The organism is Flavobacterium sp. HBTb2-11-1, assembly GCF_009826975.1.
GTDB lineage: Bacteria > Bacteroidota > Bacteroidia > Flavobacteriales > Flavobacteriaceae > Flavobacterium.
Map to the genome: position 1 here is coordinate 397,629 of NZ_WUMO01000001.1, position 22,009 is coordinate 419,637.

At 34.3% G+C, this 22,009-nt stretch carries 17 protein-coding genes; 2 read left to right on the plus strand and 15 right to left on the minus strand.

The features are described 5' to 3' along the window. Positions 1-47: 47 nt before the first annotated feature. Together GR162_RS22100 and GR162_RS01860 are read right to left on the minus strand one after the other, a co-directional pair. Positions 48-263 carry a hypothetical protein gene (locus tag GR162_RS22100; protein WP_202393901.1) on the minus strand — a complete coding sequence of 72 codons (216 nt, stop codon included), beginning with the start codon at positions 261-263 and terminating at the stop codon, positions 48-50. 46 nt (positions 264-309) lie between these two features. Beyond that, positions 310-1,392: a diphosphomevalonate/mevalonate 3,5-bisphosphate decarboxylase family protein gene (locus tag GR162_RS01860; protein WP_160780776.1), complete on the minus strand. Its 1,083-nt coding sequence runs from the start codon at positions 1,390-1,392 to the stop codon at positions 310-312. A gap of 156 nt (positions 1,393-1,548) precedes the next feature. Here GR162_RS01860 and GR162_RS01865 point away from each other — a divergent pair, with 156 nt between their 5' ends. Further along, positions 1,549-2,025 (plus strand): TspO/MBR family protein, encoded by a 477-nt coding sequence (locus GR162_RS01865; protein WP_160780777.1) that lies wholly within the window; start codon positions 1,549-1,551, stop codon positions 2,023-2,025. A 17-nt stretch (positions 2,026-2,042) separates the two neighbouring features. Here the strand turns inward: GR162_RS01865 and GR162_RS01870 are convergent, their stop codons facing one another. The 13 genes from GR162_RS01870 to GR162_RS01930 form a co-directional block, all read right to left on the minus strand. Next, complete coding sequence (locus tag GR162_RS01870; RefSeq protein WP_160780778.1) at positions 2,043-2,783, minus strand: hypothetical protein; 741 nt, start codon at positions 2,781-2,783, stop codon at positions 2,043-2,045. A 73-nt stretch (positions 2,784-2,856) separates the two neighbouring features. After that, entirely contained in the window at positions 2,857-3,531 is a 675-nt protein-coding gene (locus GR162_RS01875) for an MBL fold metallo-hydrolase (protein ID WP_160780779.1), read from the minus strand. A 62-nt stretch (positions 3,532-3,593) separates the two neighbouring features. Then, on the minus strand, positions 3,594-4,166 hold the full coding sequence (locus GR162_RS01880; RefSeq protein ID WP_160780780.1) for a Crp/Fnr family transcriptional regulator: 573 nt from the start codon (positions 4,164-4,166) through the stop codon (positions 3,594-3,596). 3 nt (positions 4,167-4,169) lie between these two features. After that, positions 4,170-4,817 carry an HAD family hydrolase gene (locus GR162_RS01885; RefSeq protein ID WP_160780781.1) on the minus strand — a complete coding sequence of 216 codons (648 nt, stop codon included), beginning with the start codon at positions 4,815-4,817 and terminating at the stop codon, positions 4,170-4,172. 6 nt (positions 4,818-4,823) lie between these two features. Beyond that, a complete protein-coding gene (locus tag GR162_RS01890; protein ID WP_160780782.1) occupies positions 4,824-6,032 on the minus strand; it encodes an NAD(P)/FAD-dependent oxidoreductase in 1,209 nt (402 codons plus the stop codon). Between the two features lie 158 nt (positions 6,033-6,190). Then, the gene (locus tag GR162_RS01895; RefSeq protein ID WP_160780783.1) at positions 6,191-6,874 is read right to left on the minus strand and encodes a glycerophosphodiester phosphodiesterase family protein; all 684 of its coding nucleotides are present in this window, start codon (positions 6,872-6,874) and stop codon (positions 6,191-6,193) included. A gap of 164 nt (positions 6,875-7,038) precedes the next feature. Beyond that, positions 7,039-8,706 carry an alpha-amylase family glycosyl hydrolase gene (locus GR162_RS01900; protein WP_160780784.1) on the minus strand — a complete coding sequence of 556 codons (1,668 nt, stop codon included), beginning with the start codon at positions 8,704-8,706 and terminating at the stop codon, positions 7,039-7,041. Between the two features lie 271 nt (positions 8,707-8,977). Beyond that, positions 8,978-10,840, minus strand: a complete 1,863-nt coding sequence (locus GR162_RS01905; RefSeq protein ID WP_160780785.1) for a glycoside hydrolase family 13 protein — start codon at positions 10,838-10,840, stop codon at positions 8,978-8,980. Between the two features lie 103 nt (positions 10,841-10,943). Beyond that, positions 10,944-13,058, minus strand: a complete 2,115-nt coding sequence (locus tag GR162_RS01910) for a glycoside hydrolase family 97 protein (protein WP_160780786.1) — start codon at positions 13,056-13,058, stop codon at positions 10,944-10,946. Positions 13,059-13,087: 29 nt separating this feature from the next. Then, complete coding sequence (locus tag GR162_RS01915) at positions 13,088-15,391, minus strand: glycoside hydrolase family 65 protein (RefSeq protein WP_160780787.1); 2,304 nt, start codon at positions 15,389-15,391, stop codon at positions 13,088-13,090. A 139-nt stretch (positions 15,392-15,530) separates the two neighbouring features. Beyond that, a complete protein-coding gene (gene pgmB / locus GR162_RS01920) occupies positions 15,531-16,184 on the minus strand; it encodes a beta-phosphoglucomutase (RefSeq protein ID WP_160780788.1) in 654 nt (217 codons plus the stop codon). 18 nt (positions 16,185-16,202) lie between these two features. Next, positions 16,203-17,558, minus strand: a complete 1,356-nt coding sequence (locus GR162_RS01925; RefSeq protein ID WP_066032947.1) for an MFS transporter — start codon at positions 17,556-17,558, stop codon at positions 16,203-16,205. Positions 17,559-17,733: 175 nt separating this feature from the next. Beyond that, entirely contained in the window at positions 17,734-18,765 is a 1,032-nt protein-coding gene (locus GR162_RS01930; protein ID WP_008466448.1) for a LacI family DNA-binding transcriptional regulator, read from the minus strand. A 236-nt stretch (positions 18,766-19,001) separates the two neighbouring features. Here GR162_RS01930 and GR162_RS01935 point away from each other — a divergent pair, with 236 nt between their 5' ends. Continuing rightward, the gene (locus tag GR162_RS01935) at positions 19,002-21,977 is read left to right on the plus strand and encodes a TonB-dependent receptor (protein ID WP_160780789.1); all 2,976 of its coding nucleotides are present in this window, start codon (positions 19,002-19,004) and stop codon (positions 21,975-21,977) included. The last annotated feature ends 32 nt before the right edge of the window (positions 21,978-22,009 follow it).

The window sequence follows — 22,009 nt, forward strand, 5'->3', positions numbered from 1 at the left end:
TTATTTTATGTCTTTTTTTATTTAACCAGAAGTTTTTTTGTTGTTTTTTAACCTTTAATATATAATCCAATAATCATCATGGCTAAAGCAAAAAATAAGCCAACTAACCATTTTATCATGTCATTTTTTGCATCTACAATTTCATTTTTGTCTTGTCTAATTTCCTCGCTGATAGTTCTGTCAACAAATTCCTTAGCCTTACTTTCATCAAGATTAAGTTCTTTTCTAAATAAATCGTAAAGTTTTATAGCTGCAGTATTCATGTTCTGACTTAAAAAAATATGTATTATAATATAAAGATAAGCAAAATTACAATGCAATTGCACCATCTCCAATTTTGTCGCAAATGTATTGACTATTCTGACAAAATACAACTAATTCGTCTTGAATAAATTCGAGTACTTTCGTTGCAACGTTTTCAGGATAAAGTACATGAACGTTTGCTCCAGCATCTAGTGTAAAACAAACTGGAATCTGGGTTTCATTTCTGAATTTCCAGATTGCGTTAATGATTTGCAGCGTATTTGGTTTCATCAAAATAAAATACGGCATTGATGTCATCATCATAGCATGTAAAGTCAAGGCTTCACTTTCTACAACTTTGATGAATTCGTCTAAGTCTCCACTTTCAAAAATGGCGATTAATTTATCCAGATTTTCGTGTGCTTGTGCAAAACGTCTTTCAGCGTATGGGTGATTGTGCATTAAATCGTGCCCGACCGTACTCGAAACTTGTTTTTCGCCTTTATCAACTAATAGAATAGTATCTTGATAATTCTTGAAATTTTCGTGAATCGTATACGGAAATTCAACACCAAATAAATCAGTGCTTCCTTTGATATTGGCTTGATTTCCCCAAACGACCACATCTCCTTTTACGCTTCGGCAGGCACTTCCTGAACCTAAACGAGCCAAAAATGAAGCTTTTTGATAGAAATAATCTTCTGTCATTTCTGGATTCAGCAATTTTTCCAGACTCATAAAATTCATAGCCAAAGCCGCCATTCCAGATGCAGAAGAAGCAATTCCAGAACTGTGCGGAAATGTATTCTGAGTATCAATCGTAAAATGATAATCCTTTAAAAACGGCAGATAAACCTCAACTCTTTCTAAAAACTTCTGAATCTTTGGCTTGAAATCTTCTTTTGGTTTTCCTTCAAAAAGCAAATCAAAAGAAAAGTTTCCTTGATTTTCATTTTTAGAAAAAGCCAATTTCGTAATTGTTTTACAGTTATTAAGCGTAAAACTAACAGAAGGATTTGCCGGAATTTGGTTGTCTTTTTTTCCCCAGTATTTTACTAAGGCAATGTTGCTTGGAGCGCTCCATTCAAAGTTTCCGTTCTCGATTGTTGAAGTATATGGATTTGGTATAAAATCAGCTGCTGTTAACATGAATTATAAAATTTTGGCAAAGATAGTTTTTTCACCCTGAAAGGGATAATTTTTTCACCATATAAGTCATATAAGAAATTATAAGGAGGTGTTGCTAAAATGAACTTATATGGTTTAATTTTCTTTTACTTATTTTTGACTACAAAATTTGACATCATGAATAAGTTCGTAAAAATCGCTATAGCTTTAGTAATTTGTTTAACAGTAGGATATTCTGCAAGTTTGGTTACAAGACCAAGTATTGAGACTTGGTATGTAACTTTAGAAAAACCAGTTTTTAATCCGCCAAATTGGATTTTCATGCCAGTTTGGACCGTTCTTTATATTTTTATGGCAATTGCAGCTGCTTTGGTTTGGGATAGAATAAAAGAAAATACGGAAGAAGTAAAAAAAGCTTTACTTTTCTTTATTATTCAATTGATTTTAAATTCAATCTGGTCATATTTATTCTTTGGATTAAAAAATCCGATGCTGGCTTTAATTGAAATTATCCTATTATGGCTGATGATTTACGAAACGTATTTGAAATTTATCAAAATCAATAAAACAGCAGGTTATTTGCTTATTCCATACCTAGCTTGGGTTGGGTTTGCGACAGTTTTAAATGCCAGTATTTGGTGGCTGAATAAATAGATTTTGTTTCAAGACTTCTATTTCAGCTTCTTAAATTCTTCGTTTTTAGCAATTAAAAAGTCCATTGTATAAAGTAAATTTTTCTGTTTTAAAATAATTTTTGATTGCGGATCTGCCTCACAGAAATCTAGAAAAAGTGCTTTTTCATCAGGAGTTAATTTTAAGTCTTTGGTAAAAAAATCTAATGGACAAGTTGATTCCGCAAATGTTTTGAAGTCTAATTCAGGAGTTTTCTTTTTGGATTTTTTATTTGTGGCATCTTCTTTCTTAAATAAGCCTACAAGACCTTTCCCCATTGCCATAAAATTCATTCCATTAGCAATAGATCCGTCATATACACCAGTATATTTTTCTAAACTTTGAGAAGCTTTCAATAACGCAATTGAGTCTGAAACTTCTTGGGGAGTATTAATTTTTGGAAATTTTATACTTGTAATTAAAACTTCATCCAATTCTTCAGGTTTCAGAATCATATTTATCACAATGTTGTTCTGATCTATATTTTCCTGAGAAATTTTAAGCCTTTTAAAAAAGTAATCTTTTGAGAAAAACAACAGGCTGTCTTTTGGACGAACCAGAATCGAAAATTCGCCAAGCTCATTTGTTCTGGTGCTGGTTTGAGCTGTCTTGTTAATTACTTCTACTTTATTAAGCGGAATATTCTGCGAAAGCACTTTTCCGTTCAATACTTTTTCGGTTTGAGAAATGCTGATCTGGTAAGTGAAAATAGAAATTGTAGTAAGTAATTTTACTCTCATATAGGATTAATTAGTTGAGAGTAAAATTATTAGAATAGTCTTAACGAAAACTTACGGAATCTGTAAATTCTTGTTAATTAAACAAAATCGAGTTTTTGAATTTTTCTAATTCACCATTATTAAATAAAACAGGACCATGTCCAAAACATAATATTTTAGGTTGTAATGACGTCAATTTTAGTATCGATTTTCTATTGATTTCTTGATCTGTTGTGAATAGGTGAGGAGGTTCATGCAAGCCGACCTTTGTAGTAAGCAAATCCATATTTAACATGGCATCGCCCACAATCAAAACACCATCTTTTTCTCTGAAAAACGACAAATGGCCTCTTGAATGTCCAGGAGTTTCAATAACCGTAAACCCGCCAATTTGATCGCCTTCTTTTAAAGTTTGAGAAACAGAATGTCCTCTTCCTGCCCAAAATTTTTTCTGAAGTTTTGAAATAATATGATTCGGATTCTGGTATTCTGTAGTTACATTTCCGTTTTCAGCAAATTCTTTATCAAGTTCACTGCATAAAAGCGGAATATTCAGGGTTTCGCAGATTTCTTTGGAGCTTCCTTGATGATCGGCGTGTGCATGCGTAAGTGCATGTTTGGTTACGGTTTTGTCTTTAATTGCTTTAAATATTTTACTTGCAGAAGTTCTGATTCCTGCGTCAATTAAAACATCTTCAATCAAATAACAATTGATAGAATTTCTAGGAAATAATGGAATTTGGTAAACGTCTTTGGCAATATTCTTCATCTTTTTCAAATTTTATTTTTGGCAAAGATTTGAATTCCGTTTCTCAACTCACTTGATAAATGTTAAGAAATATCCTGACGGATTCTGCTAAGCGATTCTGGAGTAATTCCGAGAAATGAAGCGATATAAATTAAAGGCGTTCGCTGGATTATTTTGGCTGGAGCCGAAGCTAAAAAAGTCTGGTATTTTTCTTTGGCAGGAATCATCTGCAATTTTAAAACGCGATCTGCCATACATAGGTAATTCTGCTCGGCGAGAATTCTTCCGACACGTTCCCAATTTGGAATTTCACTATACAAAAACTGCATTTTTTCGGAAGTGATTGAAAGCACTTCGCAATCTTCAATACATTGAATATTTTCGAAAGATGGCGTCTGATTGATAAAACTGGAATACGAAGCAATAAAACCTTCATCACAGCTTAGATACGTCGTGATTTCTTTTCCATCTTTCAGATAATAAACTCGCGCTAAACCTTCAACAATAAAAAAGATTTTATTGCTGATTTTTCCCATTTCAGAAAGGAATTCCTTAGCCGTAAACTTTTCATATTCAAAAAAAGAATCAATTATTCCGATTTCATTTTCAGAAAACGAAGCGATTGCGAGTATTTGTTTTTGTAATGACGAATTCACGATTTATAATATCTCGATTAACTCAGAAGCATTATTAATTACCACTTTTGCTCCACTATATTTCAATTCTTCTTCAGTTCTATAACCCCAAGTAACGCCAACAGGAAACATATTCGCATTTACTGCGGTTTTCATATCAATATCAGAATCGCCGACAAAAAGAATTTCTTCGGGTTTTAAATTCCATTTTTTGCTTATTTCGATTGCTTCAAACGGATTTGGTTTTTTAAGTTCTTCTGTACTCAAACCAACCGCTGTATCAAAATGATTTGGAAATATTTCTGAGGCTATTTTCTTCGTCAATTCATCGGCTTTATTAGAGAAAACTGCCATTTTAATGTTTTGCGAAGTCAGGTTTTCTAACAACTCCACAATTCCATCATAAGGTTTTGTTTTAAGCGTACAGATTTTAGTATATTCATCAACCATACATTCAAAACAACTTTCGATTTCATCATCAGAACTATTAGTAGCGGGTAAAGCTTGGCTAACCAGATTTCGTAAACCGCTCCCTATAAAATATTGATAGGTGTCGTAAGTATGTGTAGGATAATTTAAAGCGGTAAGTACTTTATTCATCGCATCTGAAATGTCGTGCAATGAGTTGACCAAAGTTCCGTCTAAATCGAAAATAATTCCTTTAAATTTCATGTTGCATTAAATATTTTGAGCCAGAATAAACCCGCTTGTCCAAGCATTCTGAAAATTAAATCCTCCTGTTATGGCATCGATATTGACAATTTCGCCAGCAAAATAAAGGTTTTCGTGAATTTTGCTTTCCATGGTTTTAAAATTGATTTCTTTTAAATCGATTCCGCCCGCCGTTACAAATTCTTCTTTAAAAGTGCTTTTTCCGTTGACTTTAAATTCGGCTTTTGTGAGTTGTGAAGCCAAATTCTGCAATTGGTTTTTAGACAAATCAGCCCATTTAGTCTCGGAATCAATTCCCGAAGCCAAAACCAAACTTTCCCATAAACGATTTGGGAAGTCAAAAGGAGATTTTTTGGAAACGGCTTTTTTAGCATGTTCCTGTTTTAAGTCTTTTAGGATTTTTTCAGCATCTTCATAATCGACATCATTTAACCAATTTACAAAAATGCTAAACTGATAATTTTTATCGTGCAGAATACGTGCGCCCCAAGCCGAAAGTTTCAAAATGGCGGGTCCACTCATTCCCCAATGAGTAATCAACAAAGGTCCTGTAGATTCCAATTTAGTATCTTTTACGTTGACAGTAACTTGAGCTGCCACACCAGGTAATTCTTTAATTCTTGGATCTTTGATGTTGAAAGTAAATAGGGAAGGGACAGGACTTATTATTGCGTGTCCATGTTCCTGAAGCATTTCCCATATTTTTGGATTGCTTCCTGTTGCCATAATTAATTTTTCGGCAGCATAATTATCAGTTTGCGTATCAATTTTCCAGTGGTTTTCTTTTTTGAAAATCGATTGAACGCTTTGTCCTGTAAGTACTTTTATGCCTAATTTTTCTGTTGCTTTTAAAAAACAATCGATTATAGTTTGCGACGAATTGGAAACAGGAAACATTCTGCCATCTTCTTCGATTTTTAATTCAACACCGTGTTTTTCAAACCATTCAATTGTATCGCCAGAACAAAATTGGTGAAAAGGCCCACGAAGTTCTTTTTCGCCTCTTGGATAAAATTTCACTAATTCGTTGGGTTCAAAACAAGCGTGTGTCACGTTGCATCGTCCGCCACCAGAAATGCGGACTTTAGAAAGTACTTCTTTTCCTCTTTCTAAAATAGCGATTTTCAGTTTCGGATTTTTCTCTGCAATATTAATTGCGGTAAAAAAACCGGCAGCGCCTCCGCCAACGATGATGATGTCTAAATTTTTAATCATATTTTGTTTTTCTGCCACTAATTTCACGAATTGGCACTAATTTTTTTCTGCCACAGATTAAAATGATTTACACAGATTTAAGTGAATAAATTAATTTGCGGAAATTCGTGTAATTCGTGGCGAACAAAATCTGCTAATCCTTTTAATCTGTGGCTATTCTAAATTTTGTCTGGATTATCAGAGATAATGCCGTTTACTTTATAACTTTTTACTTTTTGAATGTCTTGTTCAGAGTTTACTGTCCACGGGAAAACTAAGAATCCTTTTTCTTGAATCTGCTGAACATTTTCTTTATTCAATAATTGAAAATCTGGATGAATGGCTTTTGCTTTTATTGTTTCGGCGAAAGCCAAAGCTTGATTTATATTTTCTTCTGTTAAAACACCAATAGGAATATTAGGATTTAAAGTTGAAGTTTCCTGAAGCATATTCCAATCGAAACTTGAAATTATAAAATCATTGTAATTCCATTTTTTTTCTGAAATATATTCCTCAATTAACCTAACAACTTTAGGAGCAGTTCCTAAACCTTTTAATTCGATATTGATCAAACATTTTTTGTCAACCAAATCAAAAACTTCATTTAAGGTTGGAATTTGGAATTTTTCATCAATCAGAAACGATTTTAATTCAGATAATGAAAAAGTATTTACCCAACCTTTTCCGTTAGTTGTTCTGTCTATAGTTTCGTCATGAATTACGATAATATGTCCGTCGGAACTTAAGTGAACATCGAGTTCGATTCCGTCTGAATGTAAGTCTAAGGCTTTTTGAAAAGCTTGAAGTGTATTTTCAGGTTCGTATGCTTTTGCACCTCTATGAGCTATTTTTAGAATATTCATTTTTCTAGGTTCAGAGTTGCAAAGGTACAAAGTTGCAGAGGAAAAATAATAGCCACAGATTAAAGGATTAAAATGATTTTAAAAATCTGTGTTAATCTTTTAATCTGTGGCTAAAAACTTTGTGAATCTCTGTATAAATCTTCGTGTTTCTTTGTGGTAGAACTCTATAGCTTTTCTAGTAAAATAATCCCAAATTTGCTGTCTATGACGACCTTTCCATCAACAACTTCTGTTACTTGATCAGAAAAACTATCACGTAATTTAGTTCCGTTTTCGAAAAGAGAATACACAGAAAGTTCTTTACGGCCTTCCGGTAAATCTAAACCAATTAATACTTTGTCAGTATATGATCCTTTTGAATAGGTTCTTGAAAATAAATACGGCTGAGTGCTTAATTGCGTATGGACTCCTGCACCAACAGCAGGGTGATTTCTTCTAAATTGACCTAATTTCTGCCAGTGCGAAAGCATAAACTTTGTATCAGGATTGTTTTCAATATCCTCCCAATTCATGTTGGAGCGTAAAGTGGCATCGCCTTGAGTTCCTTCGATAACCAAAGAACGATTCGATTCGTCTCCGTAATACACTTGCGACATTCCTGGTGAAAGCAAAAGTTTTGTTCCTGCTTCAAAACCTTTCACACGATTGGCGTCAAAAGGCTGGCCGTCATCATGTGAAGAAACATAATTTAGAACAGAATATCCTTTTAAATCATTGTTTAGAGCGTTTGAATATTTTGAAAACAAACCTTCATAATCATTCTGAGCTGCATTCCATTTAAACTCAAAATTAATTAGGCTGTTGAAACCATTCTGAAAATAATTGACTTTTCGATCGCCAAAATCATAATCTTGACCACCGCTAATTCCGTAACCATAAACTTCAGCGATTGTATAAAATGGGTTTTGATCCAAAACCTGCAAAGGATGATGTTTTTTCCAAGTTTCAAAAGCGTAATCACATTCTTTTTTGAAATCGGCCCAAACGCCTTCTTCGGTGTGTTTTACAGTGTCGGCTCGGTAACCGTCAATTCCGAATTCCAGAATATAATCGGTCAACCATTTTATAATGTAATATTTTGGACTTCTTGGATAACCTGTTCTTTTGAAGAACTCATCTAATGAAGCGACTTCTTTTTCGTAACGACCTTCTTTTTTCCATTTTTCAATTAAAAAAGGAGGGAGTTGGACTTCTTGTGTGCTTTCTGTTCTAACGTCTGGAAGATTATCAACCAAAGTACACATTGTCGTGTTTTCAAATGATTTGTAATCGCAGATCACGCCAGTTCTTACCCAGTCAGAAGGCCAAACAGGATCTTCGGGAGTAACTGGTCCTGTATGATTAATTACGCCATCCAGAATTATTCTTATGCCTTTTTCGTGTGCTGTTTTTACAAGTTTTGCTAAGTCTTCTTTTGTTCCAAAGTTTGGATCTAGAGCAGTCCAATCTTTTGCCCAATAACCGTGAAAACCATAACTCATTCCAGTTCCTTCGTTAACACCATCGTGTATCTGCTCTACAATTGGCGTAAGCCAAATGGCATTGATTCCTAATTTTTCAAAATATCCTGATTGGATTTTTTTGGTAATTCCTATGATGTCTCCGCCTTCAAATCCGCGCAGTTTTCCGGGCATTTTGGTTCGGTTGAAATTTAAATCGTTTGATTTGTCGCCGTTGTAAAAACGATCTGTAAGTAAAAAATAAACATTTGCTCCCTCCCAAACGAAAGGTGTTTTCGAAGTATTGTCGTTATTCATTGTAACTGATTTTGAGCCAGAACAACCCGTAATTATGAATACTAAAGATAAAAAAAGGAAAGTGTATTTTTTCATTATTTTAGAATATTTTAGGATGGATTGTGTTGAAAAAAATAGCTACGAATTCACGAATTTTTATTCTCAAAGATTGTCAAAAATAATCGTGAAATACTTTGTGCTAAAAAAATAGCCACGAATTCACGAATTTTTATTCTTAAAGATTGTCAAAAAAATAATTCGTGAATTCGTGGCGGAAAATAGTTTCTCGCAGATTTCGCAGATTCGGCAGATTTTCTTTTTTTAATTATTTGCTTAATCTGTAAAATCTGCGAAAGAATAAATATTGTTATTCTAGTTCTAAAACTAGAGCTGATTTTGGTTCTAATGTAATTTCAGAAGCTAAATCGAATGTTTTTCCAGTAATAACATCTTTTCCTGATTTAAAGTTTTTGATGCTTTCTTTGAAACGATTCGTTTTTACAACTTGCTCTTTAGCATTGTTATTAAAAACAACCATAACCGTTTTGTTATCAGTATATCTGAAATATACATACGTATTGTTTTCAGGAATATAATGCGTCATTTTTCCGAAATGGACTGCTTCGTTTGTTTTTCTCCAGTTGAATAATTTCGAAGAGAAATCAAAGAAAGCTGCTTGTTCAGCCGTTCTTCCTTCTTTGATAAAAGCATTGTTTTTATCGCCTGCCCATCCGCCTGGGAAATCCTGACGAATATCGGCATCTCCGCCTTTTCCTTTATCACCGCCCATTCCGATTTCTGAACCGTAGTAAATCTGTGGAATTCCGCGAACTGTAGCCAATAAAGTCATTGCTAGTTTGTATTTTGGTAAATCGTATTTGAACTTTTCGTTCATACGATCTGTATCATGATTTTCGGCAAAAACCAAAATGTTATTCGTGTTTGGATATAGAAAATCCATTGCAAAATTGTTGTAGAATTTAATCAAACCATTATCCCAGCTTGGCTCATTTTCGTTGAAAGCAGAAGTAATCTGACTTTGAAGAGTAAAATCCATTACACTTGGAAGGTTTGAATTGTAGTTTTCAATCGCACCAATTTTACTGTCTTTCTGCCAAAAAGCTAAATTTGCCTGATTATGCATCCAGATTTCACCAACGATATTAAAATTAGGATATTCATCTGTAATAGATTTTGCCCAATTTGCCATTGCTGTTTTATCCGAGTAATTATAAGTATCTACTCTAAATCCGTCAAGATTTGCAAATTCAATCCACCAGATAGCATTTTGAGTTAAATATTTTGCAACTAATGGATTTCTTAAATTTAAATCTGGCATTGAAGGCACAAACCATCCATCAATACAAACTTCCTGATCAATTTTTGAAGCGTGAATATCTGTAATTACTTCACGTCTGTGGTGCGTTTGTGTAAAAGTTTCGAATTGATTGAACCAAGTTTTTGTTGGAATATCGTTCATCATCCAATGTGTAATTCCCCAATGGTTTGTCACATAATCCATAACCAGTTTCATGTCTCTTTTATGCATTTCTGCCGATAAACGAACATAATCATCATTCGTTCCGTAACGCGGATCAATTTTGTAAACGTCCGATTGTCCGTACGTGTGATACGAATGCTGTTTGTCGTTGTCTTCGCATAAAGGCGTGCTCCAAATTGTTGTTGCACCAAGAGAAGAAATATAATCTAAGTTTTTGATGATTCCTTCGATATCTCCGCCATGACGTCCGCTTGGATCTTGACGGTTTGCTTTTTCAGTTAAAGAAGCATCGCTGTCGTTTTTAGGATTTCCGTTTGCAAAACGATCAGGCATGATTAAGTAAATCAAATCAGATGAATCGTAGCTTTTTCTTTCGGCAGAATTGGCTCTTCTTTCTTTAAGAGCATATTTCTGAGTAAAAGCCACTTTATTTTTGTTTTTGAAAGAGAAAACCAATTCAGAAGCTTTTACATCTTTTGTATCGATGGTTACGAAAAGGTAGTTTGGATTTTCTGTTTTTTCGACATTTTTAATTGCAACATTATTTGAAACTGAAGCTTCGTATTGTGCAATATTTTTTCCGTAGAACATAATCTGCAGTTCCGAATTTTTCATTCCTGCATACCAGAAAGGCGGTTCTACTTTTTGGATTTGTGCTTTCGCGGAAGCGGAAAACAACAAAACCAAAAGGGCTAATTTATAGATAAGTGATGTTTTTTGGTTTTTCATAGTGAAGTAGAATTTAAACCATATAAGAAATGTAAGAACATTTAAGACAAAACTGGGGGATTTCTATTAAATGGACTTACATTTCTTATATGGTTAATTAAAATTATTTCGTTTCGATAATGCTGATTGCATATCCTCCTCCTGGAGCAGAAAACTGAGATAATTTAGATTTGTTTGTTACAGCCATTTTCTTGATTGTATAAGCTTGCGGATTTGTTTTGTAATGCGCATCTTTTGCATCAGCGTAAATTGTTGCTGTGTATTTTTTACCTTTTTCAAGGAAACTGAAATCGATGTTTGAAGTACGAGGAGTTTCTCCGTTTACGTTTCCAACGAACCAGTTGTTTGTTCCTTTTGCTTTACGAGCAACCGTAATAAAGTCTCCAGGCTCAGCCTCGATATATTTACTTTCTGACCAATCTACAGCCACATCTTTAATAAATTGAAATGCATCTGGGAAACGGTTATAGTTTTCTGGAGTATCAGCAGCCATTTGTAATGGGCTGTACATAGTAACGTATAAAGCCAATTGGTTACAAATTGTACTGTTTACATGCGATTTGTTATCAGGATTCATTTTGCTGATATCCATTTCGAAGATTCCCGGAGTGTAATCCATTGGCCCACCGATTAATCTTGTAAATGGTAAAACCGTTACGTGATTTGGTTTAGAACCGCCGAAAGCTTGGTATTCTGTTCCTCTTGCTGCTTCGTTTCCAATTAAGTTAGGATACGTTCTTGCGATTCCTGTTGGACGAACTGCTTCGTGAGCGTTTACCATAATTTTGTAATCAGCCGCTTTTTCGATTGCGTATTGGTAGTGGTTTACAATCCATTGATTGTAATGATTTTCGCCACGAGGCAAAATGTCTCCCACATAACCGCTTTTTACAGCGTCATAACCATTGTCTTTCATGAATTTATAAGCTGCATCCATGTGGCGTTCGTAGTTGCGTGTAGAACCAGAAGTTTCGTGGTGCATAATGATTTTTACACCTTTTGATTTTGCATATTCGTGAAGACCTTTTACATCAAAATCTGGATAAGGAGTCAAGAAATCAAAAACATAATCTTTAGAATGTCCGAACCAATCTTCCCAACCAACATTCCAACCTTCAACTAAAACAGCATCAAAACCATTTGCAGCCGCGAAGTCAATGTATTTTTTTACGTTAGCATTGTTTGCTCCGTGAGTACCGCTTGGTTTTGCTTTTGAAAAATCAGAAACGCCCAATTGAACAGTTGGAAAATCATTTGTGTATGACCAAGAGCTTTTTCCTGTAATCATTTCCCACCAAACGCCAACATATTTTACTGGTTTAATCCAAGAAGTATCGTCAATTTTTGATGGATCGTTTAAGTTATAAGTCATTTTCGAAGCTAAAATTTCTCTAGCATCGTCGCTTACCATAATCGTTCTCCAAGGCGAGTGATTTGGTGCTTGCATATGGCCTTTGTCTCCTTTTGCATCTGGTGTCAACCAAGATTCGAAAACTAAGTTTTTGTCATCTAAATTCAAGTGCATACAAGAATAGTCAATCAAAGCCGCTTCGTGCAAGTTGATGTAGATTCCGTCAGCTGTTTTTAACATCAAAGAAGTCTGAACTCCTGTTGGTGAAAAAGATTTTTGAGAAACGTTTGCTGTATATGCTTTTTGAGACAAACCTCTAATTTCTGATAATTTCGATTTTGTATAATCGTATTCCTGAGTATCGTAATCTCCTGGGATCCAGAAAGCGGTATGATCTCCAGTCATGGCAAATTGAGACCTTTCTTCTTTGATTACAAAGTAAGTAAGGTTTTTTTGCGCTGGAAATTCATATCTGAATCCTAAACCATCATCGAATAAACGGAAACGAATTATGATTTGTCTGTCAGTACTTTTTTGGTTTAAAGTAACCGCCAGTTCATTATAATGATTTCTGATGTGATCTACTTCTCCCCAAACTGGTTTCCAAGTTTCATCAAAAGTTGAAGTTTTCGTGTCAGCAATTGTAAAGTCGTTCAATAAAGATTTTTTATCATCTTTAAGTTCAAGACCTAGTTTACTGGTTTTAATAACTTCTTTGTTTTTGTATTTTAAATTGTAAACTGGAGTTCCGTCGTTTTGAAGAGAAAATTCCATTACGAACTTTCCTTCGGGTGATTTTAATTGCTGCGCTTTTGCAACAGTGCTGAACGCAAACAAAATTAAACTTGCGAAAAATAAGTTTTTCATGTTTTTTAGATTTTTAGATGTATTGTAATTTAATTTATTTGTACAAATTTACTTGCAGTTACAGGTTTTCCGTTAACTATAATTGTTAAATCTTGATCTCCGTCTACAGTAAAAGTTGTTTCGTTGTGATTTACAGATACTTTAAGAATTTGGTTTCTGAAATTGATTTTGAACGTATAGCCTTTCCATTCTTTTGGAATTTTTGGAGAGAAATGAAGCTGATCATTTTTCACACGCATTCCTCCAAAACCTTCTACGATACTCATCCAAGTACCAGCCATTGACGTGATATGGCAACCTTCTTCCACTTCTTTGTTATAATCGTCCAAATCTAAACGAGAAGTTCTTAAATAAAAGGTATATGCCATGTCCATTTTATCTAAAGCAGCAGCTTGAATTGAGTGTACGCAAGGCGAAAGCGAACTTTCGTGAACGGTAAACGATTCGTAAAACTCAAAATTGCGTTTTAATTCTTCTTTCGAAAAATGATCTTCGAAGAAATAAAAACCTTGTAAAACGTCCGCTTGTTTGATGTAAGGCGAACGCAATACACGATCCCAAGACCATTTTTGGTTGATAGGACGCTGTGATTTATCTAAATCTTTTACCGGAACTAATTCTTTATCTAAGAAACCATCTTGTTGTAAGTAGATTCCAAGCTCTTCAGAAATAGGGAAATACATGTCATCTGCCACTTTTTTCCATTCTTTGATTTCTTCTGCAGAAAGATTTACTTTCTCCATTACTCTTTTATGATCTGCAGGATATTCTGAAGCTACTTTTTCGATTTGCTCCGCAGCAAAATCAATACACCATTTTGCAATATAATTGGTGTAGAAATTATTATTGATGTTGTTTTCGTATTCGTTTGGACCAGTAACTCCCAAAATCACATATTGATTTTTATCTTTTGAGAAAGAAGCTCTCTGATGCCAGAAACGCGCAATTCCGATTAAAACTTCTAAGCCTTTTTCTGGAATATAAGAGTAATCGCCCGTATAACGGTTATAGTTGTAAATTGCAAAAGCAATCGCACCGTTTCTGTGAATTTCTTCGTGTGTGATTTCCCACTCGTTGTGGCATTCTTCACCATTCATGGTAACCATTGGGTATAAAGCAGCGCCGTTTTTGAAACCTAAATTATCTTTAGCATTTTCAATCGCTTTGTCTAACTGATTGTAACGATATGTCAACAAGTTTCTCGCCACCTGCTGATCTTTCGTTGCCATGTAAAACGGAATGCAATAAGCTTCAGTGTCCCAATACGTAGATCCCCCGTATTTTTCTCCAGTAAATCCTTTTGGACCAATATTTAAACGAGAATCTTTTCCGGAATAGGTTTGGTTTAATTGGAAAATGTTGAAACGAATTCCCTGCTGCGCTTTTACATCACCTTCAATAGTAATATCTGACATTTCCCAGATTTTAGCCCAAGCATCAATTTGATTTTGAAGCAGGGTTTCATAACCTAAAGCAACCGCAGATTTGATTACTTTTTCGGCTCCAGCCAAAGTATTTTCATGGTTTAAAGAAACCGTATATCCACCAATTTTTTGGATTGATGAGGTTTGTCCTTTTGCGATAATAGTTCCGTAAGTGTACTGAACTTTATCTACCGTAGAATCGATTGTTGAAGGTGAAATATTTGCATTTTCTCCGTTAGCAAAAATCGTATTGTGCATGAAAGTCGTAACTTTAAAATGCGTTTTGAAAGTCTGAGCCGTTACAAACGCTTCGTTCGTTCCTTTTTTAACCTCCAAAGGCTCCCAGAATTTTTCTTCCCAGTTGGCATCTTCATTGGTTACACCAGCGTCGATATATGGTTTGTAAACAATTTTTGCATCTTTGTTTAATGGTGTAATATCGTATTTGATCACTCCGGCTTCGTCTAAATCTAAAGATAGAAAACGACGGATATTTACCGCGATTTCGGTTCCATTTTTTAGAACAGCTTCAAAAGAACGATTATACCAACCTTCTTTCATATTCAATTCTCTGCGGAAATTTTTAACTTCAGAACAAGTATTCAAATCAAGATTTTCTTCGTTGATTTCAATGTCAATTCCGATCCAGTTTGGAGCGTTAAGTACTTTGGCAAAATATTTTGGATAACCATTTTTCCACCAGCCCACTTTTGTCTTGTCCGGATAATAGATTCCGGCAATATAACTTCCTTGAAAAGTTTTGCCAGAATATGTTTCTTCAAAATTTGCACGTTGTCCCATAGCACCGTTTCCGATACTAAAAAGACTTTCAGACGATTTTACTCTTTCGACATCAAATCCTTCTTCTATTATAGACCAATTGTCTGGTTTTATATAATCTTGATTCATCTTTTAAATTAGATAATTTGGCAATTTGGTAATTCGATAATTGCCTTGGTTTCTTATTAACTTTTTACATTCATTTGGGTAATTGTTACATTAGAATATTTGTCGATGAGAAGCATTATCTCACTGACACATTTTCTAATTATCCAATTAACTCTTCAATAAAGCTTGTTTCGATTTGGGTAAAATCTTTAAAAATGTGATCAGCTTCATGTAAAATTGTTTCCTCACCAATTCCCACACTTACCATTTCTGCAATATTTGCTGCCTGAATTCCGGCAACAGAATCTTCAAATACGATTGAATTTTTTGGATCAATGTTTAATAATTGAGCCGCTTTTAAGAAAACTTCAGGATCTGGCTTTGCATTGCTCACATCATTTCCGTCAACAATAACATCGAAGTAAGACAGAACGCCTGTTTTTTCTAAGATTGGTCTTGCATTTTTACTGGCAGAACCCAGTGCAATTCCTTGATTTTTATCTTTTAATAGTTTTAGAATTTTTAAAACTCCTGGAAGAACCTCACTTTCATCCATGTCAACTAAATAAGATAGGTAATCTTCATTTTTTTGAATTAACCATTGATCTTTTTGTTCTTGAGTAGCTTGAACATTTCCTAACCCAAGTATAATGTCTAGCGAACGAACGCGGCTAACACCTTTTAGAAGTTCGTTATCTTCGTGCGTAAAATTGATATTTAACGATTTGGCAATTTTTTGCCAAGCCAAAAAGTGGTATTTAGCGGTATCAACGATCACTCCGTCAAGATCGAATATGAATGCTTTTTTGCTCATTGTATGGAAAATTCTTAATTATGATTTTTGAGTAAAGTCGTCTACGTCTTTTACTTTAGAAACTAACGCAGCAGCAATTAGAAAGCTAACTCCGCTTGTAACTAAGGCATAAATAGCGTCTCCATTGTAAAGGTATTTTACGATTGGACCACCAATTAGAGCGTTTACAATTTGAGGAATAACAACAAAGAAGTTGAAGATTCCCATATAAACTCCCATTTTTTTAGGTGTTATAGAACCCGCAAGAATCGCGTAAGGCATTGCTAGGATACTCGCCCAAGCAATTCCGATTAAGATCATTGGCAGTACAACCCAGTCTTCATTTGGCATGAAATAAATAGAGATTAAACCGATTCCTCCAATAACCAATGAAAGAGAATGTGTTGCTTTTCTTCCAATTTTTTTAGCGATATAAGGCAAGAAAAACAAAGCGACAATGGCAGAAACTAAGTTGTAAACGCCAAACAGAATTCCGACCCAGTCACCAGCATCTTGATATTGCTGGCTTGAAGTATCTTCTAATGGCAATCCGTAAATGTGGTGTGCTATTGCTGGCGTGGTAAAAACCCACATACCAAATAATCCGAACCAAGAGAAAAACTGCACCCAGCTTAATTGGCGCATTGTAACAGGCATCTTTGCAAAATCGGTAAAGATGTCTGTAATTTTTGACTTTTCTTCAGAATCGGAAATCGCATCATTTTGAGGATCTTCAAATTTTGCCAATTCTTCTGGCGAATATTCTTTGGTTGTAAATAGCGTAACTAAGATTGAACCAATTAAAACTGCCGCGCCAATTATAAATGACAAGGTTAAGTTTAATGGAACGCTTCCAGGAACTGTGCTATTAGGTACGCCAAAATATTTCGTAAGAATGTATGGCAATGCAGAACCAATTACGGCTCCAAAACCAATTAAAGAAGTTTGGATGCTAAATCCTGCAGTACGCTGATCTGTTCTTAAATTGTCTCCAACAAGTGCTCTGAAAGGCTCCATCGCAATGTTGAAAGAGGCATCCATAATCATTAGCATTCCAGCTCCAACCCATAAGGCCGGTAAAACAGAAATGAAAATGTTAGCTTGCGGCATTAGAATTAATCCTACCGAAGCTAAAATGGCCCCCACTAAAAAGAAAGGTTTTCGTCTGCCGAATCTTCCCCAGGTTTTATCGCTGTAATGACCAATAATGGGTTGCACTATTAATCCCATAAGGGGAGCAATAATCCAGAACCACGAAAGTTCATGTACGTCGGCACCAAAAATTTGAAGAATTCTGCTGGCATTTGCATTCTGAAGTGCAAACCCCATTTGGATTCCCAAGAACCCGAAACTCATGTTCCAGATTTCCCAGAAACTTAATTTACGCTTTTCCATTATCGTAATTTGTGAAAATTATACGATAAGCGCTTTGCTTATCAAAACTTTGTTTCTTTCGAAGTAAAACTAAAAGCCTTGACGGGCGTAAAATTATAAATTATTTTTTTATATATGCTAATAAAAAAGCCATAAATATTCTTTATGGCTTTAGAAAGTATTGATTTTAAGAAATTTAGTCAGTGGATTCTCTTTTTATGAGATGAGTTTCTATAACTTCTGTAATGTAATTTTCAGTGTGCTCTTCATCCTCATTTTCTTCGGCTTCTATTCTTTCTATAAGCATTTTGGCTGCTTTATTCCCCATTTTTTCTCCGCTCTGGCTAACAGTAGTTATGGTTGGAGTAGAATATTTTGAAATAATTCCGTCTGTAAAAGCAATTACGGCTAAATCCTCGGGAACTTTCAACCCCATTTTATTTGCAGTTTTGATAATAGTTACTGCGAAAAGTTCATTTACCGCGAAAACAGCATCAAAAGCTCTGGCGTGCAGCAGCTCAGAAATGGTTATTTCGCAAGTATCGACATCTTCAATTTTTATGATTAAATCTTCATTAAAAGGCAGTCCGTTATCTAATAAAGCTTTTTCGTAACCGTCTGTTCTCAGTTTTCCAACACTTACATAATCAACAGTTGTTACGAGTGCAATTTTTTTTCGTCCGCTGTCAATTAAGCTCTGAACGGCTTCATAAGCTGCAGATTTATCATCAATAATTACTTTATCGCATAAAATATCATTGGTAACGCGGTCAAACATGACAACCGGCATTCCTTGATTGATCACTTCTGTGATGTGGTGAAAGTCGCCTTTATATTGGGTTTCTTTAGAAAGAGACATGATAAAACCGTCGATACTTCCATTGGCTAACATCTCCATATTTAGAACCTCTTTATCAAAAGAATCATCAGATACGCATATGACAACACTGTAGCCATATTCGTTCGCAACCTGTTCAATTCCGTTGATTACAGTAGAGAAAAAGTAGTGTACGATTTCAGGAATAATGATCCCAATACTTTTCGTTTTTCGGTTTTTTAAACTAAGGGCAATATTGTTGGGTTTGTAGTTATAAAACTTAGCAAAAGCCTGCACTTTTAGCCTTGTTTCTTCTCCAATTTCAAGGCTGTTTCTAAGTGATTTTGAGACAGTTGAAATAGAAACATCCAGTTCTTTTGCAATCTGTTTTAGGGTTATTTTTCGTTTCATGTAGTTAATTGAAAAAAATCTATTTAATAATAAAGGTATCTGAAATTTTTATAATTGACAATTTTAACGCTAAAAGATTACAAAATATAGAAAGTTTTCAACACTACCACGTTTTCGTAAAGCAATAAAAAATGTCTCTGGTTGAGCATGTTAATAAATTCATAATTTTGAAATTCGAAGTAAAATTAAAAACTTAACTAACATTCAAAAACTCAAAACTAATTTAAACAAAAAGTATGAAAACAATTTACAAAAAGTTGTTATTTTTATTCCTATTGTTGCCTTTTACAGTGTTGGCTCAGAACACTTTAAAAGGGACTGTTGTTGACAAAGCAACAGGTCAGCCAATACCGGGGGTAAATGTAAATGTACAAGGTGCTCCAAGCGGCGCATCAACAGGATTTGATGGAAATTACCAACTGTCAAATGTTAAAAATGGTAATAAAATCGTTGTTTCTTTTATCGGTTATAAAACAGAAACAATTGAGTACACAGGTCAAAAAACACTTAACGTTTCTTTAGAAGAAGATACCAATCAGCTTAAAGAGGTTGTAGTGCAAGTAGGATATGGAACTGTTAAGAAAAAAGATGCAACAGGATCTGTTTCTCAAATTTCAGCAAAAGATTTTAATAAAGGAATTAACGTAACTCCAGAAACATTAATCAGTGGACGTATTGCTGGTGTGAATGTTGTTGGTGGAGGAGCTCCAGGAGCAAAAGCAGATATTAGAATTCGTGGTGGGTCTTCATTAAGTGCATCGAATGAGCCTTTAATTGTATTAGATGGGCTTCCTTTAACTAATGACGTTCCTAATGGAGCTACTAGTATTTTATCTACAATTGATCCAAATGATATTGAGTCATTTACGGTATTGAAAGATGCTTCAGCGGCTGCAATCTACGGATCTCGAGCAGCTAGCGGTGTAATCGTTATTACTACAAAAAAAGGATCAAAAGGAGGAGTGAAAGTTAATTTTAGTTCTCAAGTTGGTATAAATACTGTTGCAAATCAAGTAGATGTTTTAAATGCAGATCAATTTCGTGCGTTAGTTAACGAAAAAGGTTCTCCTGCTCAAAAAGCATTGTTAGGAACAGCAAATACAAATTGGCAAGATGAAATATTCCATACAGCTTTAACAACTAACAATAATATCTCTGTTAGTGGGGCTTTGTTTGATAAATTGCCTGTACGTTTATCTGTTGGAAATGTTGATAATCCTGGAATTCTTAGAAATACTTCTTTTGAAAGAACTACGACATCGATATCGTTAAATCCTGTTTTATTTGATAATCATTTGAAAATTGATATTAACGGAAACTTGGCTTTTGGAAAAAATCAATTTCAAGATGAAAATGCTGTTATTGGAAGTGCTATCGGGTTTGATCCAACACAATCAGTTTATGAAGAAGGATCTCGCTATGGAGGATATTTTGAATGGTTAGAAGCTAATGGGAATGTGCCATTATTACCGGCAAGAAACCCTGTAGCAAGATTAAATCAAGATAACAGAAGAGCTACTTCGACTAGAAAATGGGGGAATGTTAGATTGGATTACAAATTTCACTTCTTTGAAGATTTAAGAGCCGTTGTTGAAGCTGGTATTGATAGATTTGACAGTAATGGAAATACTACGGTAAGTACAGAAAGTATCTTAGGATATCAGCCAAAACCATTTAACGGTCCTGATTATGTAAACTATGGAAACTATTCTAAGTACACAGATATGCTTCAAAATAAGAACTTAAATGCTTACTTTAATTACGTTAAGGATTTAGGCAAGTTTAAAGTTGATGCAACAGCTGGTTACAATTACCAATTATTCCAGAGAGAAAGATATCAATCAGGAGAATTAAGACAGCCAAATCCTAACACAGATGTCATTACAAGTCCAGATATTAATTTACAATCGTATTTCGGACGTGTTAACTTAGGATATGATAGTAGATATTTAGCAACTGTAAATTATAGAAGAGATGGAAGTTCTCGTTTTTCTGAAAAATACAGATGGGGTAATTTTGGTGGAGTTGCTTTAGCTTGGAATGTGGCTGAAGAAGCTTTCTTAAAAGATAATGAAACTTTGTCAAGTCTTAAGCTAAGATTTGGTTATGGAACAACTGGTCAGCAAGATATTTCTGCAGCATATGATTACTTAAGAAGAGTGACTCTCGGAACAATTAATACTCAGTATATTTTCGGTGGTAAAGTCTATTCAACTGCAAGGCCAGAAGGTTATAACGAAAATATTAAATGGGAGGAATTAGCAGAGATGAACATTGGTATTGATTTCGGATTTTTAAATGATAAAATTACAGGATCTGTAAACTATTTTGATAAAAAATCAAGCGATTTGTTAGCTGAAGTTGTTGTGCCTGATGGAGCAAATATTAGAAATCAAGGTACTTATAATATTGGTAGTGTTAGAACAAAAGGGGTTGAGTTTAGCATTCAATCAGATGTTATTAAAAATGATAATCTAACTTGGAATGTTGCTTTTAATACTACTTATATAGATCAGAAAATTGACAATTTAGGTACTACAGTTCCTGGTTTTCAAGGATATTTAACTGGTGATAATATTGCAGGTGGGTCAGGAAATCAGATACAAGTTAACTCTGTAGGTTATGCTCCAAGATCATTCCTGGTTTATGAGCAACTATATGATGCAAATAAAAAGCCTATAGCAGGTGCTTATGTAGATAGAAATGGTGACGGAAAAATTGATGCTTCAGATCGTTACAGATTCCATAAGCCTACAGCAGATTACACATTTGGTTTATTCTCTACTTTAAATTATAAAAAGTTTGATTTTACAATGAACTGGAGAGCAAGTTTAGGAAATTATATTTTCGATAACGTAAGCTCAAACTTAGGATATTCTGATGCTGCTTTAAGAAGAGATACAGATTTATCAAATGTTAGCGCAGATTATTTGAATACTGGTTTTAGATATGAAGATAATGGTACACAACGTTATTTGTCTAATTATTATATTAAGGATGCTTCTTTTATCAAATTAGATAATATTACTTTAGGTTATACTTTCGATAAAAATTTATTAAAAGCTGCTTCTTTAAGATTTACAGCGGGAGTTCAAAATGTATTTGTGTTAACAAAATACAATGGTTTAGATCCAGAGAGATTCAATGGAATTGATAATAATGTATATCCAAGAGCTAGAACTTTCTTGTTTGGTGTGAATGCAAGTTTCTAGTAGATTATTGAAAAATAAATTTAAAAAAATAT